The organism is Pseudomonas sp. AC016 (assembly GCF_979253365.1).
The window spans coordinates 3,587,718-3,603,196 of sequence record NZ_CEEDCC010000001.1; the positions used below are offsets into that span (position 1 = coordinate 3,587,718).

Consider the following 15,479-nt stretch of genomic DNA (forward strand, 5'->3'; position numbering starts at 1 on the left):
GGGAATGCCTCCCAGGACGCTCCGCGTCCGCTCCCGAATGCGACGCAGAGCTTCAAGGCTGCCCACGCAGATGGGCGCGATCAATGGTGGATCAGGCGATCAGGTCAAACCAGAACGATCTGGTTCTTGCCCTGCCGCTTGGCCTGATACATCGCGGCATCGGCGCGGCCGTAGAGGGCTTCCAGGCTGTGGTCGTCCTGGGTCAGGTTGGTCAGGCCCTGGCTGGCCGTGATGCTGAAGGTGCTGGTGCCGCACTGGAAGCTCTGGCGCTGGATCTCGCGTTGCAGGCGCTCTGCGATCTGCATGGCCATTTCCGGTGCGCAACCAGGAAAGACCGCTGCAAACTCTTCACCGCCAATACGTCCGAACAGATCCCCACGCCTCAGCGCTGAGCGACCGCTCTCGGCAATGCGCTGCAGCACGGTATCGCCTTCCTGGTGCCCGTAGGTGTCGTTCACCAGCTTGAAATCGTCGATGTCCAGCAGCAGGAAGGCCAGCGGCGTGCCGTTCAGGCGTGCCAGTTCGAACTCGCGCTGGGCGCATTCGAAAAAGTGGCGTCGGTTGCTGCTCTGGGTCAGGACGTCGGTGGTGGCCAGGCGCTGCAGTTCATCCTCGAGCTGTTTCTTCTCGGTGATGTCCTCGGCAATGCCCACCACGACCAGACGCTGTGCATCATCGGTCTGGCGACTGACGAAACACTTATCGCTCAGCCAGCGCACTTCACCGTCGGCGCGGATGATGCGGTACTCACGGTCTTCGATAGCGCCTTTCTCGATCACTTCGCTCAGGCTGCGCTCAGCGTAGTTGAGGTCATCCGGGTAGATGCTGTCGCGCCATTCGCTGTAATCGGCCAGCAACAGCCCTGCAGAGCGCCCGAAGATGCGCTCGTAGGCCGGGCTGACGTAAATCATGCGCTGGGTTTCCCAATCGAACGCCCATAGCACAGCGTTGACGCTGACCAGCAGCGAACTGAACAGTTGTTCACGCTCGCTCAGACGCGCCACCTCCGCCTGTGCATGCATCAGGGCCAGCAGGGTTTCAGCGGCGGCGGGCATTTCGGTAGCAGAGGCGATAGGGCTTTGCTTTTCCATAAAGGCAACGTCTCAAGCAGCGCGCAGCCAGTGCTTGCACGCTCTCCCATTCACAGCGGGAAAGATGATCAGATGTTTGTCGGGGAGGGAAGTTCCGGAACAGGCGCGCCCGCAAGGGGCGCGCCGATCAACGGTGTCAGGCTTGAGCCGGGCGCAACGAGTAGGTTTTCAACTGATCGGCGAAGTCGCGCAGGGACTGAATGCCACTGGCTTCGGCTTCGTGAATCCACTCTTTCATGGCTGACAGCATGTCGTGACCGTTGGTGCTGGTTTTTACCCAGATCTGCTGCAGCGCGAGGCGTTTTTCGTAGATCACCTTCAGTGCCTGGCTGTGTTCCAGCATGGTCTGGATGCGCACATGGTGTCTGTCGTCCAGCAGGCTGGTCTCGCGGGACAGCAGGCGCTTGGCACGGTGGAACTGATGGCGGACCGACGCATCGGCCTTGGCCAGTTCCTGAGCGACCAGCGGACCGATCACGACCTTGCGGTACTGAGCCATGATCTGGAAGCGGTTGTTGAGGATTGCCATCGCGGTGTCCATGTCCATATGGCCCTTGCCTTCGACCCGATGGGCGATAGGCGCGACGCGCTGCACCCTGGCCAGACGCAGAAAGCTGAACACCTTGATCCACGCCCAACCCATGTCGAACTCCCACGGCTTGACCGACAGCTTGGCCGAATTGGGATAGGTGTGATGGTTGTTGTGCAGTTCTTCGCCACCAATGATGATGCCCCACGGCACCAGGTTGGTCGCTGCATCACGGCACTCGAAGTTGCGATAACCCACGGCATGACCCAGTCCGTTGACCACGCCTGCGGCCCAGAACGGAATCCACATCATCTGGATTGCCCACACGGTGATACCGATGGCACCGAACAGCGCCAGATCGATGACCGCCATCAGGGCGATACCGAGCAGCTTGTAGCGCGAGTACAGATTGCGTTCGATCCAGTCTTCCGGGCAGTTCTTGCCGTAGATGCGCAGGGTGTCTTCGTTCTGAGCCTCTTCGCGATACAGCTCGGCGCCCTTGCGCAGGACGGTGGACAGCCCTTTGACGACCGGGCTGTGCGGGTCGTCGACGGTTTCGCATTTTGCGTGGTGCTTGCGGTGGATGGCGGTCCACTCGCGAGTGTTCTGCGCCGTGGTGAGCCACAGCCAGAAACGGAAGAAGTGCTTGAGCCCCGCATTGAGTTCCAGGGAGCGGTGAGCTGAGTAGCGGTGCAGATAGACCGTGACGCCGACAATCGTCACATGGGTCATAGCCAGTGTGACTGCTATTACCTGCCAGACGGAAAGGTCGAGCAAACCGTTGTACCACATAGGCTGTTTGGCCCTCGTAGAGATACGCGTGAAGAAAAAAGTAACAGCTGCATTATCACTGACATCCCACAGAAAACCAGTCACGCTTTTAGATAAGAGTCGCAGGATGTTTCTTGCTTTATAATTGCGCTCCTTTCATAAGGCCCTGGATTTTCTTATGACGGACTCTACTGACGGAGCGCTACGGACGGCCATTCTGTACGGCATGCTGTCCGTTCTGTGGCTGCTGGCGTTCGACTGCCTGCTGCCGCTTTTCATCGAAGATCCGGCTCATTTGGCCATCGGGCAGCGCGCGGGCGGCTATGGATGGGTGTTGATAAGCGCGGTCATGCTCTTTGTCGCGCGTGACCGTTTGATGAAAGTCATCACCGGCAAGGCACAGGTAGCGCGTCATCAGGACGATCACGACCAACTGAGACTGGCTGCTGCAGTGTTCGACAGTACGCTGGAAGGAGTGCTGGTGACCGATGCGAAAGGGCGGATCGTGCACGTCAACCGGGCGTTTGTGGACATTACCGGCTATCAGCCCGATGAAGTGCTGGGTTTCAACCCCAGCAAGTTCCAGTCCGGCCGCCACGGTGCGGAGTTCTATCGGCAGATGTACCGCTCGATCCTCAGCGCCGGTCAGTGGAGCGGCGAGATCTGGAATCGGCGCAAGAGCGGCGAAGTCTATCCGCAGTGGCAGACGATCCGCAGCATCAAGGCCGATGACGGCCAGCCGAAAAACTTCGTCGCGGTGTTTTCCGACATGACCGCCATCAAGCGTTCCGAGCAGGAGTTGGCGCAGTTGGCCCACTACGATGCGCTGACCGGCCTGCCCAACCGTCTGCTGCTCACTGACCGGATCAGTCAGGCGCTGACGTCTGCCCGTTCCAGCAAGCGCGGCTGCGCGCTGCTGTTGATCGATCTGGACCATTTCAAGAACATCAATGACAGCCTCGGCCACAATATCGGCGACGAAGTGCTCAAGGCCATTGCCGTTCGACTCGAAGGTGTGACCGAGAGCGACATGACCCTGGCGCGTTTGGGCGGTGACGAGTTTGCCTTGCTGGTCAAGAACTGTCCGCAGATGGTCCTGGCTGCGGCTCTGGCGCAGCGGGTCATCGAAGTGCTCAAGGCGCCATTTACCATCGCCGGACAGCAGCTGTTCATCAGTGCCAGCCTGGGCATCAGCCTGTTTCCAGGCGATGCGCTGACCGACCAGCAATTGTTGCGCAATGCCGACTCTGCGCTGTTCAAGGCCAAGAGCAACGGCCGCGACGGCTATGCGTTGTACACCGAAGAACTGACGTCCCACGCCCGTCAGCGGGTGCAGTTGGTGAGCGAACTGCGCCACGCCATCGAACATCAGGAATTACGCGTCTTTTATCAGCCGGTTCACGACCTCTCCACGCGCTGCATCGTGGGTGTCGAAGCGCTCGTGCGTTGGCAGCACCCGTCACGGGGCATGGTTTCACCGGGGGAATTCATTCCGGTGGCCGAGCAGAGCGGGCTGATTGCCGATATCGATGCCTGGGTGCTGGAAACGGCATGTCGGCAGATGCTGGCCTGGCAAGCCTGCGACGTGCCGATCCGCTTTGTGGCGGTCAATGTTTCCAGCCGGTTGTTCAGCACCGGTGATCTTGATCGTCAGGTCAGCCAGGTGCTGCGTGATACCGGCCTTGATCCTGCCTTGCTGGAGCTGGAAGTGACTGAAAGCGCGGTGATGGAAGACCCCGAGCAGGCCATAGAGCAGTTACACCGGCTGCGCGAGCTGGGCCTGAGTCTGGCCATCGATGACTTTGGCACCGGTTATTCCTCTCTGCTCAGGCTCAAGCGCATGCCGGTCCAGAAGCTGAAGATCGATCAGGGTTTCGTGGCGGGGCTGCCTGGCGATGACGACGATATTGCCATCGTGCGCGCGGTCATCGCGCTGGCGGGCAGCATGGGCATGCGAGTGCTGGCCGAGGGCATCGAACAGGCCGAGCAGGCGGCGTTTCTGTTCGACAACGGGTGTGAGCTGGGCCAGGGCTACTGGTTCGGGCGACCCGTGCCTGCCGAATCGATCAATTGGGCACATACCCCGGCGTTCACGGCAGCCCCGGTCTGACGGGTTTGACACGCCTGATTCACGCTCTGGCCGGACGTGCAATGCGTTCCGCCATGGCGTGAAATCTTTTAATTTCTTTTGGTTATATCTGCATTCTTAAATAGTCTTTTTAAGAATATCTACACCTCACTACTATTGCCTTATCGCCACATGCCAGCGCTTCGGGTGCGACGGCAGGCTCCCCTTTCAAGGAATACGATAATGAGCGCATCTCTACGTAGTGTTGACGGTCAGGACGAAGCGGCCATTTTGCGTGAGATTCAGAGTGCGTTGCGTGACCTGCGCTTTGGCGCCGTCGAGATCACCGTGCACAACGCACAAGTGGTGCAGATCGAGCGCAAGGAAAAGTTTCGTTTGCAGAACCCGGGTAACAAGCCGAGCTGACACAGCGCCGGATGAAACAACCGAATGCGATGCACCCCTGACAAGCAGCGCGCCGGTGTGAATCTCACGCTGGCGTGCGACGAAGAAATCAAAAAAAGCCGACACACAGAATTTGCAGGAGCTTCACCTATGTCCATTCGCCGTTTTGCCCTGGCCGCTCTCGCCAGCGCTGTATTCGCAGGTTCCGCTGTCGCCAAGGATTACGAGCTGCTCAACGTGTCTTACGACCCGACGCGTGAGCTGTATCAGGAATACAACGCCGAGTTCGCCAAGCACTGGAAACAGTCCCATCCGGACGACACCGTGACCATCAAGCAGTCCCACGGTGGCTCGGGCAAGCAGGCCCGTGGCGTGATCGACGGCCTGCGCGCCGACGTCGTGACCCTGGCGCTGGCCGGTGACATCGACGAGATCGCCAAACTGGGTAAAACCTTGCCTGAGAACTGGCAGACGCGTCTGCCGGACGCGAGCACGCCGTACACATCGACCATCGTGTTTCTGGTGCGAAAGGGCAATCCAAAAGGCATCAAGGACTGGGGCGACCTGATCAAGAAAGACGTGTCGGTGATCACGCCCAACCCGAAAACCTCGGGCGGCGCGCGCTGGAACTTCCTGGCTGCCTGGGCCTATGGCCTGAAGGCGGGCGGGGGCGACGAAGCCAAGGCCAAGGAATACGTTCAGACCCTGTTCAAGCACGTGCCAATTCTGGACACCGGCGCGCGCGGCTCGACCATCACTTTCGTCAACAACGGTCAGGGTGATGTGCTGCTGGCGTGGGAAAACGAGGCGTTCCTGGCGCTGAAGGAAGACGGTGGCGCAGACAAGTTCGACATCGTCGTACCGTCGCTGTCGATTCTGGCCGAGCCGCCCGTCGCCGTCGTCGACAAGAATGCCGAGAAGAAAGGCAACACCGCCGTCGCGACCGAGTACCTGAAACACCTGTACAGCAAACAAGGTCAGGAAATTGCGGCGAAAAACTTCTATCGTCCGCGTGATAAAGAGATCGCCGCCAAATACGAGAAGCAATTCCCGAAACTGGATCTGGTGACTATCGACAAAGACTTCGGCGGCTGGAAGACTGCGCAGCCGAAGTTCTTCAACGACGGCGGCGTGTTCGACCAGATTTATCAAGCGCAATAAACCGCATGACGATACCGCGCAGCCCTCAACGGGCGCGTATCGCAGTGATGGTAAAACAGCCCGGATCGACGTCCGGGCTTCGTGCAAGTAAAACCAGGGACTTCTATGTCGCGTCGTATCTCCCCCGTCATACCCGGCTTCGGGCTGACGCTGGGCTACACCTTGGTGTACCTCAGTCTGATTGTGCTTATACCGCTGGCCGCCATGTTCGTACATGCCGCACAGCTCACCTGGGATCAGTTCTGGACCATCATCACCGCACCTCGCGTACTGGCGGCGCTGAAGTTGAGTTTCAGCACAGCGTTCTACGCAGCTGTCATCAACGGCGTGATCGGTACGCTGCTGGCATGGGTGCTGGTGCGTTACACCTTCCCCGGACGCAAGATCATCGATGCGATGATCGACCTGCCTTTTGCCCTGCCGACCGCCGTGGCCGGTATCGCCCTGACAGCGCTGTATGCGCCCAATGGCTGGGTCGGGCAGTTCGCCACTGATCTGGGTTTCAAGATCGCCTACACCCCCTTGGGTATCACCCTGGCGCTGACCTTCGTGACGCTGCCATTCGTGGTGCGCACTGTTCAGCCAGTGCTGGCCGATATCCCGCGTGAAGTCGAAGAGGCCGCCGCCTGCCTGGGTGCCCGTCCGCTGCAGGTGTTTCGCCACATTCTCGTGCCGGCGCTGCTGCCTGCGTGGCTGACCGGCTTCGCGCTGGCCTTCGCTCGCGGTGTGGGGGAGTACGGTTCGGTCATCTTCATCGCGGGCAACATGCCCATGAAAACCGAAATCATGCCCTTGCTGATCATGGTCAAGCTCGACCAGTACGACTACACCGGTGCGACTTCCATTGGCGTTCTGATGCTGGTGGTTTCCTTCATTCTGCTGCTGCTGATCAACCTGCTGCAGCGGCGCATTGAAACCCCATCCTGAGGAGGCGAGCATGTCTTATTCATCGGTATCCGCTGCAGCCTCCGCCAACGACGCACGTCGTGGCAATGCGGTAGCGCGTCGTATCCTGATCGGCCTTGGCTGGCTGATCTTCGCCCTGTTTCTGGGGCTGCCGCTGTTCATCGTGGTCTCGCAAGGCCTGAAAAACGGTCTGGGCGCATTCTTCGAGGCGGTGCTCGAGCCGGACGCGCTGTCGGCGCTCAAGCTGACGGTCATTGCCGTGCTGATCTCGGTGCCGCTCAACCTTGTGTTTGGCGTCAGCGCCGCGTGGTGCGTGAGCAAGTATTCGTTTCGTGGCAAGAGCATTCTGGTCACGCTGATCGATCTGCCGTTCTCGGTATCGCCGGTCATTGCCGGTCTGGTCTACGTGCTGATGTTCGGCGCGCAGGGCCTGTTCGGGCCATGGCTGCAGGATCACGACATCCAGATCGTCTTCGCGCTGCCGGGCATCGTGCTGGCAACCATCTTTGTCACCGTGCCGTTCGTCGCGCGTGAGCTGATCCCGCTGATGCAGGAGCAGGGCACGCAGGAAGAAGAGGCGGCGCGTCTGCTGGGGGCCAACGGCTGGCAGATGTTCTGGCATGTCACGGTGCCGAACATCAAGTGGGGCCTGATCTATGGCGTGGTGCTGTGTACCGCACGGGCGATGGGTGAGTTTGGCGCGGTGTCGGTGGTGTCCGGCCACATTCGCGGCGTTACCAACACGCTGCCGCTGCACGTCGAGATCCTCTACAACGAATACAACCACGTTGCCGCCTTTGCAGTGGCGAGCCTGTTGCTGATCCTTGCGCTGTTCATCCTGCTGCTCAAGCAGTGGAGCGAATCCCGTATTAACCGTCTGCGCCATAACGCGGCGGAGGAATAATCATGTCGATCGAAGTCCGTAACGTCAGCAAGAACTTCAACGCCTTCAAGGCCTTGAACAGCATCAATCTGGACATCCAGAGTGGCGAACTGGTCGCTTTGCTCGGCCCGTCAGGCTGCGGCAAGACCACCTTGCTGCGCATCATCGCAGGCCTGGAGACCCCGGACGCCGGCAGCATCGTGTTCCACGGTGAAGACGTCTCTGGCCATGACGTGCGTGATCGCAACGTCGGTTTCGTGTTTCAGCATTACGCGCTGTTCCGGCACATGACCGTGTTCGACAACGTCGCGTTCGGCCTGCGCATGAAGCCCAAGCGCGAACGTCCCAACGAGACGCGGATTGCCGAGAAGGTTCATGAGCTGTTGAACATGGTGCAACTGGACTGGCTGGCCGACCGCTATCCGGAGCAGCTTTCCGGTGGTCAGCGCCAGCGTATTGCGCTGGCCCGCGCCTTGGCTGTGGAACCCAAGGTGCTGCTGCTGGACGAGCCGTTCGGTGCGCTGGACGCCAAGGTCCGCAAGGAGCTGCGTCGCTGGCTGGCGCGTCTGCACGAAGACATCAACCTGACCTCGGTCTTCGTGACTCACGATCAGGAAGAAGCCATGGAAGTGGCGGACCGCATCGTGGTGATGAACAAGGGCGTGATCGAACAGATTGGCTCGCCGGGCGAGGTGTATGAAAACCCGTCCAACGACTTCGTGTATCACTTCCTCGGCGACTCCAATCGCTTGAGCCTGGGTGATGAAGGCCACGTCCTGTTCCGCCCGCATGAAGTGTCGTTGTCACGCCAGGAACTGGAAGACCACCACGCCGCTGAAGTCCGCGACATCCGCCCGCTTGGCGCCACCACGCGGGTCACGCTCAAGGTCGAAGGGCAGAGCGAGCTGATCGAGGCTGAAGTGGTCAAGGATCACGACAGCCTTGTGGGCCTGGCGCGGGGTGAGACCCTGTTCTTCAAGCCCAAGGTCTGGCAGAAGTTGTAAGGCAGTCGGGCTGATCGTGCTTGTTCGAACGACCCGGTACTGATCGTGCCCATTGCTCCGCGTGGGCATGCCGCCCGTGACGCTCTGCGTTACATTCAAGAGCGGACGCAGAGCGTCCTGGGAGGCATTCCCACGCGGAGCGTAGGAACGATCATCACCAGTTAGTTAAACCGCAGCCTTGCGCACGTTACGCCCCACCGGGCCTGCACGTTCTTCGATGGCGTGCTGCAACGGTTTCAGCAGGCCCATCAGGAACGCCAGTTCCGCCACCACGAACAGCGGGCCGATGATCAGGCCGGTCACGTCATCGATGAATGCCGGTTTGCGGCCTTCGTAGTAATGACCGATGAACTGGATGATCCAGCCAACGACAAACAGCCCCACGCCTGCACTCAGCCAGACCATCGTCGTCTGTTGCGCCAGATTCGCACCTGCCCAGATGCACAGCAGCAAAAGTACCGCCATCACCACGCCGAGCACCCGGTCCAGTCGCAGGTAAAACACGGTCGAGGCCAACGTCACCAGTGCTGCGGGCGATAGCCAGATGCCGCCCACTGACCAGCCCGGCCGGGACAAAAGTACGGCCACCGCCAGAACAATCAGCGGGATACCTATGAAGTGGGTCACGATATTGCGTGAGTCGCGGTGATAGGAAGCGTATTGGCTGAGATGATCGACAAGGTTTTTCATTATTATTCCTGCCTGAAGCGCTGATCCGGGTTGATTACCGTATCGCCTTTGCAATACGACTGCCTGAAAAACAAGGGAGCAAATATGACAAATGGAACGTTATGGCGGTCACGATTGCTGTCCGATTACTGGTTTTCCAATCTACCTGCCGGTTTGCAGGATAGCCTGCTGGACGCCGCTTTCCAGATTCGCAAGACGCCCGGCAAGGCACTGTTCAAAAAAGGCGACCCGGCGTGCGGTCTTTACGTGTTGGTCGAGGGCGGTGTGCGTGTCGGCCCTGCTGCTGATCAGCGTCTGGTGCCGCGTCTGGAACCCATTCGCCTGCCTTGCTGGTTTGGAGAAGTGTCGTTGTTCGACGGGCTGCCGCGCAGGTTCGATGTGGTGGCACGGGAGCAGACGATCTTTCTGCATGTGCCCCAGCGCGTGCTCATGGAGCTGCTCGATCAGTATCCGCAGTACTGGCGCCCGTTTGCCACTCTGCTCAGTCACAAGCTGGGCCTGCCGATTCCGCCTTCCGAGGAGATGGTCCGATTGCCCGCCCGGCACTGGGTTGCGTGGCGCCTGCTGATGCTGTCCGAAGGCTATGGAAGTCTCAGCCATGCGCGGCGTCTGGTGACGATGGACGAAATCCAGCCGCCTGAGGATCTTTCTCCGGCCGTTTTGCTCGACGTGCTGCAGGACCTGCATCAGCGCAAGATCGTGCGTTTGGGGGAGGGGCAATTGGAGGTCTTTGAAGTGGAGAAGCTGCGCAAGGTGGCTAATTACTCCAAGGCCAGCGCCGTGTGTTGAAGGTGCGCCCGACGCTGATCGTGCCGATACTCTGCGCTCATCGTTATACACAAGTCCGCAAGACGCGCAAAACGGGGGCCAAAACGAACGTGACTGACTGAATGCATACCCCGTGGGAGGCGGCAAGACTCGGGTATAACGCTGAGCATGGGCATGGTCGGCGTGCCTGAGATCACGCTGATCGTTCCTACGCTCCGCGTGGGAATGCCACTCAGGACGCTCCGCGTCCGCTCTCGAATGTGGCGCAGATGCGTGGCCAGGCTCCAGCGTTATCCACGTCATGCGCTCGGCTCACTTAATCCGCAATCTGTGCCATTTGTGACGCGGAGTGTCACGGGATGCATGCCCACGCGATGGGCACGATCAGGGTTGAGGCAGACTTGTGTATAACGATGAATGCTCCGCGTGGGCATGCATCAATCATCATCGTGCGGATATTTCGGTTCGGGCGCAGAAACGTCTCGTCAGCGTATCAAGTCACTTCGGTACTGCCCCGGCGTCATGCCGGTCCAGCGTTTGAAGGCGCGGCTCAGGCTGTCGGTGTCGGCGAAACCCAGCAGGTAGGCGACCTCGCTCAACGAGCTGTGCGGGTCGCTCATGTGCATCAGCGCCAGGTTCTGGCGGCACTGATTGAGCAGCAAATCATAGCGGCAGCCTTCGTCGGCCAGGTGCCGTTGCAGGCTGCGCGGGGTCAGGTGCAGGGCTTCGGCGATGCTCTCGGCCGAGGGTTCACCGTATGGCAGCAGGGTTTCGATGGCCGAGCGTACACGCTGCTCCCAGATCAGCGATGGCAAGGGTTCTGCGCTGGGCATCTGTTCGGTCAGCACGATCGGGTTTTCGTCCAGGTGACTGTCGAAGTCGTCGCAGGCAAATTCCAGCCGATTCTCCGACGCCGAGAAAAACAGTGGCGCTCGAAACAGCTCATGCCAGGGCTGCGGATTTTCAGGTTGTGGACGTTGCAGGTGAACGGCCAGCGGTGCGTAGTTTCTGCCCAGCCGGTTGCGGCAGGTGCGTACATAAATGGCGGCGAAGGCATCCAGTAATTCATGCGTCGTTGACTGGCAGGAAGCGGGTGCCGTAAAGCGAAATTCGTAACGCTCGCCCGCGGCTCTGAAATCCAGTTCAAGTGAATCTTCGGCCATCGAGTGATAGCGCACGATGCGTTCAAAGACTTCGCGCAGCGAGCCGCTGGCCACCAGCGTATAACCCAGCGCATGAAAAGTGGTGGGGCTGACAAAGCGTGAAACCCGCAACCCCAGCGCCGGATCGCCGCTGGCCTGCACAGCCAGTCGCCAGAGCTTCGCAGTGGAGCTTGCTGCAAAGCTGGCATCGGGATCATTGAGCCGCGGCGTATCGATTCCCGCTGCCTGGCACAAGTCGTCACTGTTCAGGCCAAGCGCATCCAGTTGCTTGCGCAGCGAACGGGTCCAGCTGGCGAGGCTGCTTGGCTCAGGCATGCGGGCGACCCTTCCTGTCTTCGATTGGCATTCAACGTCGGTCTTTGCCGACAAGGCATCAATGGGCAACTCCTTTGCCTGACGCTGCATACAGAGAATGGAAGCTTTTGTGACACTTTTGCAAGTACTGCCTGACTGAATGCAGCGCTGTGCACGCAGTGGCAATCGGCTATGCGTGAAAACCTCTTGTCATCGTATGACTGGCTTTTGGCTGTTCAGCTCGTTGAGTGATTTTCCTATAGAGAACGTTGCTCACAGTGGTGTTCGGCATTTGACACGCTCATGGCAAATGACTATAAATGCGCCGTGTTGTACGACAACGTACGGCTTTCAAAAATTACAACCATAAAAATAATTCAAAGAGTAACAAAGCTCATGTCCAGCGCTCACATCCCGTCCAGGGATCACTCATCATGGTGCGAAAAATGCGGCAAAAAAGCCGTAATCCGCCGACTATGCATGCATAAAACCTTTTCAGCTTCAGTAACCTGACGTTACAAAATCCAGCCGCCCCTCGGTCAAGGCTGCGGGACGCTCGTCGCCAATCCAAGAATAAGCAGGGTGAAGAGATGAAAGTAAAAGGCATTCGGTGGTGGATGGTCGGGCTGGTTACAGCCGGTCTGGTCGTCAACTACCTCGCTCGCAATACGTTGTCTGTCGCAGCGCCGACGCTCATGAGTGAGCTGAGCATCTCGACCGAGCAGTACGCTCACATCGTGGTCGCCTGGCAGATGTGCTACGCCCTGATGCAGCCGGTTGCGGGCTATATCATCGACGCCATCGGCACCAAAATGGGTTTTGCGATCTTTGCCGTGGCCTGGTCTGCAGCCTGCGCGGCGGCTGCGTTTGCCACCGGCTGGCAGAGTCTGGCGATCTTTCGCGGTCTGCTCGGCTTGACCGAGGCAGCGGGGCTGCCTGCGGGCGTCAAGGCCACCACCGAATGGTTTCCGGCCAAGGAGCGCTCGGTCGCCATCGGCTGGTTCAACATCGGCTCGTCCTTCGGCGCCCTGTTGGCGCCACCACTGGTGGTGTGGGCCATCCTGCACAACGGCTGGGAACTGGCGTTCCTGATCGTCGGCGGACTGGGCATTATCTGGAGCGGCCTGTGGTTGCTGCTGTACAAGCACCCTCGTGATCAGAAACGCCTGAGCGACACCGAGCGTGATTACATCCTCAGCGGTCAGGAAGCACGTCTCAAGGACGCTCCGGCGCAGAAGGGCAGCTGGAAAAAACTGTTCAGGAATCGCAACTTCTACGCCATCGCCTCGGCGCGGATTCTGTCCGAGCCTGCCTGGCAAACGTTCAATGCCTGGATTCCGCTGTACCTGATGACCGAGCGACACATGAACATCAAGGAAGTCGCGATGTTCGCCTGGCTGCCCTTTCTGGCGGCAGACATCGGCTGCGTGCTGGGCGGCTATCTCAGCCCGCTGTTCCACAAGTACTGCAAGGTTTCGCTGTTCACCTCGCGCAAGATGGTGATGCTGTTCGGCTGCTTCTGCATGATCGGCCCGGCGTGCATCGGGCTGGTTGCAAGCCCTTACACCGCCATCGCGTTGCTGTGCATCGGCGGCTTCGCGCACCAGACCCTGTCGGGCGCGTTGTACTCCATCACCTCGGACTCGTTCGGCAAAAACGAAGTCGCGACAGCCACCGGCATGGGCGGCATGTTCGGCTTCCTTGGCGCAGCGGCATTCACCATGGTGTTCGGTGTGCTGGTCACCAAGATCGGCTACAGCCCGCTGTTCGTCGTGCTGGCGATCTTCGACATCATTGCAGCCTTTGTGGTGTGGACCGTGGCGCGTGAAGTCACCCAGAAAGACGATCCGCTGATCGTGGATGACATCGTACCGGGCACCCGTTCCGTTCCAGCCACCTGATGCGGCGTCGCACAGTTGTCACAAAGATTGGTTAACCTTCGCTCAATCTAGTTTTTTATTCAGGGCCGTTCCTTCAAGGCAGGGAGCGGTCCTTTTTTTGCTTTGAGCTTTATATTCTTTTTGGGAATTAATAAATATCTTCTTATTCCTTAACGAATATATGTTCCATCCCTATACTCGCCCCATGAACGCATACGTGCAGGAGGCGAATCCATGCATAACGAGTCGATCCGGTATCTGATCCTGCCAGGATGGCAGGGATCCCCTGATAATCACTGGCAAACCCACTGGCAGAACAGTCTGCCCAACAGCGCGCGCGTCGAGCAGGCCGACTGGCTCAAGCCGCGCCGTGAAGACTGGGTGGGTGAATTGCAGCGCACCATTGCTGCACAAGATACGCCCGTGATCCTGATCGCTCACAGCCTGGGTTGCGTCACCGTCGCGCACTGGGCGCAACTGGCTCCGCTGGAGACGCTGCGTCAGGTGCAGGGCGCGCTGCTGGTCGCGCCTGCCGACGTGGATCGTCCGAACTGCCCGCCTGCGTTGCGCAATTTCTCACCGATACCCACCGACCTGCTGCCGTTTCCGACCCAGATTGTCAGCTCCGACAACGACCCGGCCGTCAGCTCGCAACGCGCGATGGAAATGGCCCGTCACTGGGGCGCTGAACTGGGTTTTCTGAGCGAAGCCGGGCACATCAACGTCAAGTCCGGCCATCAACGCTGGGAGCAAGGGTTCGCATATCTGTACCGTCTGCAAAATCGTCTGGAGCAACACGCGCGTCGTCGCGCATGACCGGATTGCCTTGTATTGCGGGCCATCCGGCCCCGTTTTTTTAACGCCTGAGACCGTGAGCGGCTCGGGCGGGAGTGCGTCATGAGCCTTCACGAAACCTTCGGTCAGCCGCTGCTGACCTTCCCCGATTCCGACAAAAGCCCACTGAGCATTCGTGCCAAGGCGCTGGTCTTCATCGACCCGCGTTCGCGCCAGTTGCGCGAAGAGATGGAGTTGCTGGCGCCGCGTTCGTTGCCCGTGTTGATACGCGGTGAGTCGGGAACGGGCAAGGAGTTGCTGGCACGGCATATTCATCGCGGCAGTGATCGCTCCGGCCTGTTCGTATCCGTGAATTGCGGCGCCATCAGCCCGACCTATGCCGACGCCGAGCTGTTTGGCTACGCGGCAGGCGCACACAGCGGCTCGGTGAGCAGCCGCGCAGGCTGGTTCGGTTCGGCCAACGGCGGCACGCTGTACCTGGACGAAATCGGCGACTTGCCGCTGCCCATTCAGGTGAAGTTGCTGGCGGCGCTGGAAAATCATGAAGTCACCCGAGTCGGCGCGCATCAGCCAAGCCCTGTGGATGTGCGATTGGTGGCAGCCACCAGTATCGATCTGGCCCAGGCCGTGGCGGCCGGAAAATTCAATGAGCGGCTCTACCATTACCTGCGCGAAGGCAAGCTCGACCTGCCGGCGTTGCGCGAGCAGCCCGGCAACATCCTGCCGTTGGCCGAGTATTTCGTCGGCATCTACAGCCAGCGTCTGAACCTGCCTGTCCAGTTGGTCAGCGAGGCCGCGCAGAAAACGCTGGAAGCCTATAGCTGGCCCGGCAACACGCGAGAGCTTGAGAACGTCATTCATTTTGCGCTGTTGGTCAGCCAGGGCGATGAGATTCAACCTGAAGACATTCACCTGCCCGAACTCGCCAGCCCGCTGAAACAGATCGAGCATCAGGCTCGCAGGCTGCTCGCCGAAAACAATCCCGGCCAGCTTGCGGCACTCAGGCAGTTACTGGAAACGGTCGCGGACCGACTTGAGCAAAACCCGGCATAACCCTTGTTGCAGAGCGCT

General features: G+C 59.6%; 14 protein-coding genes. 10 read left to right on the top strand and 4 right to left on the bottom strand.

Annotated elements, in window-relative coordinates; translation table 11 throughout:
- Nucleotides 1-104: 104 nt before the first annotated feature.
- On the bottom strand, nucleotides 105-1,091 hold the full coding sequence (locus AC0IXS_RS16270) for a GGDEF domain-containing protein (RefSeq protein ID WP_122690453.1): 987 nt from the start codon (nucleotides 1,089-1,091) through the stop codon (nucleotides 105-107).
- 136 nt (nucleotides 1,092-1,227) lie between these two features.
- Nucleotides 1,228-2,412, bottom strand: coding sequence for a delta-9 fatty acid desaturase DesA (gene desA, locus AC0IXS_RS16275; protein ID WP_122572799.1), 1,185 nt, complete (start codon nucleotides 2,410-2,412; stop codon nucleotides 1,228-1,230).
- 157 nt (nucleotides 2,413-2,569) lie between these two features.
- On the opposite strand from desA, the gene dibA reads away from it, so the two are divergent.
- The 6 genes from dibA (at nucleotide 2,570) to AC0IXS_RS16305 (ending at nucleotide 8,818) form a co-directional block, all read left to right on the top strand.
- Nucleotides 2,570-4,501, top strand: a complete 1,932-nt coding sequence (dibA, locus tag AC0IXS_RS16280) for a phosphodiesterase DibA (protein WP_471825173.1) — start codon at nucleotides 2,570-2,572, stop codon at nucleotides 4,499-4,501.
- A 201-nt stretch (nucleotides 4,502-4,702) separates the two neighbouring features.
- On the top strand, nucleotides 4,703-4,885 hold the full coding sequence (oscA, locus tag AC0IXS_RS16285) for a sulfur starvation response protein OscA (RefSeq protein ID WP_003170956.1): 183 nt from the start codon (nucleotides 4,703-4,705) through the stop codon (nucleotides 4,883-4,885).
- Between the two features lie 129 nt (nucleotides 4,886-5,014).
- Nucleotides 5,015-6,025 (top strand): sulfate ABC transporter substrate-binding protein, encoded by a 1,011-nt coding sequence (locus AC0IXS_RS16290; protein WP_137203280.1) that lies wholly within the window; start codon nucleotides 5,015-5,017, stop codon nucleotides 6,023-6,025.
- Between the two features lie 105 nt (nucleotides 6,026-6,130).
- Entirely contained in the window at nucleotides 6,131-6,952 is an 822-nt protein-coding gene (cysT, locus tag AC0IXS_RS16295; RefSeq protein WP_057408445.1) for a sulfate ABC transporter permease subunit CysT, read from the top strand.
- Between the two features lie 10 nt (nucleotides 6,953-6,962).
- Complete coding sequence (cysW, locus tag AC0IXS_RS16300; protein WP_004882801.1) at nucleotides 6,963-7,835, top strand: sulfate ABC transporter permease subunit CysW; 873 nt, start codon at nucleotides 6,963-6,965, stop codon at nucleotides 7,833-7,835.
- Between the two features lie 2 nt (nucleotides 7,836-7,837).
- Nucleotides 7,838-8,818 carry a sulfate/molybdate ABC transporter ATP-binding protein gene (locus AC0IXS_RS16305; RefSeq protein ID WP_025994338.1) on the top strand — a complete coding sequence of 327 codons (981 nt, stop codon included), beginning with the start codon at nucleotides 7,838-7,840 and terminating at the stop codon, nucleotides 8,816-8,818.
- A 165-nt stretch (nucleotides 8,819-8,983) separates the two neighbouring features.
- Here AC0IXS_RS16305 and AC0IXS_RS16310 read toward each other — a convergent pair whose 3' ends face one another.
- Nucleotides 8,984-9,508 carry an Mpo1 family 2-hydroxy fatty acid dioxygenase gene (locus AC0IXS_RS16310; RefSeq protein WP_004882798.1) on the bottom strand — a complete coding sequence of 175 codons (525 nt, stop codon included), beginning with the start codon at nucleotides 9,506-9,508 and terminating at the stop codon, nucleotides 8,984-8,986.
- An 84-nt stretch (nucleotides 9,509-9,592) separates the two neighbouring features.
- Here AC0IXS_RS16310 and AC0IXS_RS16315 point away from each other — a divergent pair, with 84 nt between their 5' ends.
- The gene (locus AC0IXS_RS16315; RefSeq protein ID WP_057409783.1) at nucleotides 9,593-10,297 is read left to right on the top strand and encodes a Crp/Fnr family transcriptional regulator; all 705 of its coding nucleotides are present in this window, start codon (nucleotides 9,593-9,595) and stop codon (nucleotides 10,295-10,297) included.
- 464 nt (nucleotides 10,298-10,761) lie between these two features.
- On the opposite strand, the gene AC0IXS_RS16320 is transcribed toward AC0IXS_RS16315, so the two are convergent.
- Nucleotides 10,762-11,754: an AraC family transcriptional regulator gene (locus AC0IXS_RS16320; protein WP_471825178.1), complete on the bottom strand. Its 993-nt coding sequence runs from the start codon at nucleotides 11,752-11,754 to the stop codon at nucleotides 10,762-10,764.
- A gap of 596 nt (nucleotides 11,755-12,350) precedes the next feature.
- Between AC0IXS_RS16320 and AC0IXS_RS16325 the strand changes: the two genes are divergently transcribed.
- The 3 genes from AC0IXS_RS16325 to AC0IXS_RS16335 all read left to right on the top strand — a co-directional run bounded on the left by AC0IXS_RS16325 (nucleotide 12,351) and on the right by AC0IXS_RS16335 (nucleotide 15,461).
- Nucleotides 12,351-13,634, top strand: a complete 1,284-nt coding sequence (locus AC0IXS_RS16325) for an MFS transporter (protein ID WP_029241244.1) — start codon at nucleotides 12,351-12,353, stop codon at nucleotides 13,632-13,634.
- Nucleotides 13,635-13,847: 213 nt separating this feature from the next.
- On the top strand, nucleotides 13,848-14,429 hold the full coding sequence (locus AC0IXS_RS16330) for an alpha/beta hydrolase (protein ID WP_025994343.1): 582 nt from the start codon (nucleotides 13,848-13,850) through the stop codon (nucleotides 14,427-14,429).
- Nucleotides 14,430-14,510: 81 nt separating this feature from the next.
- Entirely contained in the window at nucleotides 14,511-15,461 is a 951-nt protein-coding gene (locus AC0IXS_RS16335) for a sigma 54-interacting transcriptional regulator (RefSeq protein ID WP_004882786.1), read from the top strand.
- Nucleotides 15,462-15,479 lie beyond the last annotated feature (18 nt).

What these genes read in the sequence shown, in the direction of transcription:
- AC0IXS_RS16270 (WP_122690453.1), bottom strand. Translation starts at nt 1,091, where the DNA reads ATGGAAAAGCAAAGCCCTATCGCCTCTGCTACCGAAATGCCCGCCGCC.
- desA (WP_122572799.1), bottom strand. Translation starts at nt 2,412, where the DNA reads ATGTGGTACAACGGTTTGCTCGACCTTTCCGTCTGGCAGGTAATAGCA.
- dibA (WP_471825173.1), top strand. Translation starts at nt 2,570, where the DNA reads ATGACGGACTCTACTGACGGAGCGCTACGGACGGCCATTCTGTACGGC.
- oscA (WP_003170956.1), top strand. Translation starts at nt 4,703, where the DNA reads ATGAGCGCATCTCTACGTAGTGTTGACGGTCAGGACGAAGCGGCCATT.
- AC0IXS_RS16290 (WP_137203280.1), top strand. Translation starts at nt 5,015, where the DNA reads ATGTCCATTCGCCGTTTTGCCCTGGCCGCTCTCGCCAGCGCTGTATTC.
- cysT (WP_057408445.1), top strand. Translation starts at nt 6,131, where the DNA reads ATGTCGCGTCGTATCTCCCCCGTCATACCCGGCTTCGGGCTGACGCTG.
- cysW (WP_004882801.1), top strand. Translation starts at nt 6,963, where the DNA reads ATGTCTTATTCATCGGTATCCGCTGCAGCCTCCGCCAACGACGCACGT.
- AC0IXS_RS16305 (WP_025994338.1), top strand. Translation starts at nt 7,838, where the DNA reads ATGTCGATCGAAGTCCGTAACGTCAGCAAGAACTTCAACGCCTTCAAG.
- AC0IXS_RS16310 (WP_004882798.1), bottom strand. Translation starts at nt 9,508, where the DNA reads ATGAAAAACCTTGTCGATCATCTCAGCCAATACGCTTCCTATCACCGC.
- AC0IXS_RS16315 (WP_057409783.1), top strand. Translation starts at nt 9,593, where the DNA reads ATGACAAATGGAACGTTATGGCGGTCACGATTGCTGTCCGATTACTGG.
- AC0IXS_RS16320 (WP_471825178.1), bottom strand. Translation starts at nt 11,754, where the DNA reads ATGCCTGAGCCAAGCAGCCTCGCCAGCTGGACCCGTTCGCTGCGCAAG.
- AC0IXS_RS16325 (WP_029241244.1), top strand. Translation starts at nt 12,351, where the DNA reads ATGGTCGGGCTGGTTACAGCCGGTCTGGTCGTCAACTACCTCGCTCGC.
- AC0IXS_RS16330 (WP_025994343.1), top strand. Translation starts at nt 13,848, where the DNA reads ATGCATAACGAGTCGATCCGGTATCTGATCCTGCCAGGATGGCAGGGA.
- AC0IXS_RS16335 (WP_004882786.1), top strand. Translation starts at nt 14,511, where the DNA reads ATGAGCCTTCACGAAACCTTCGGTCAGCCGCTGCTGACCTTCCCCGAT.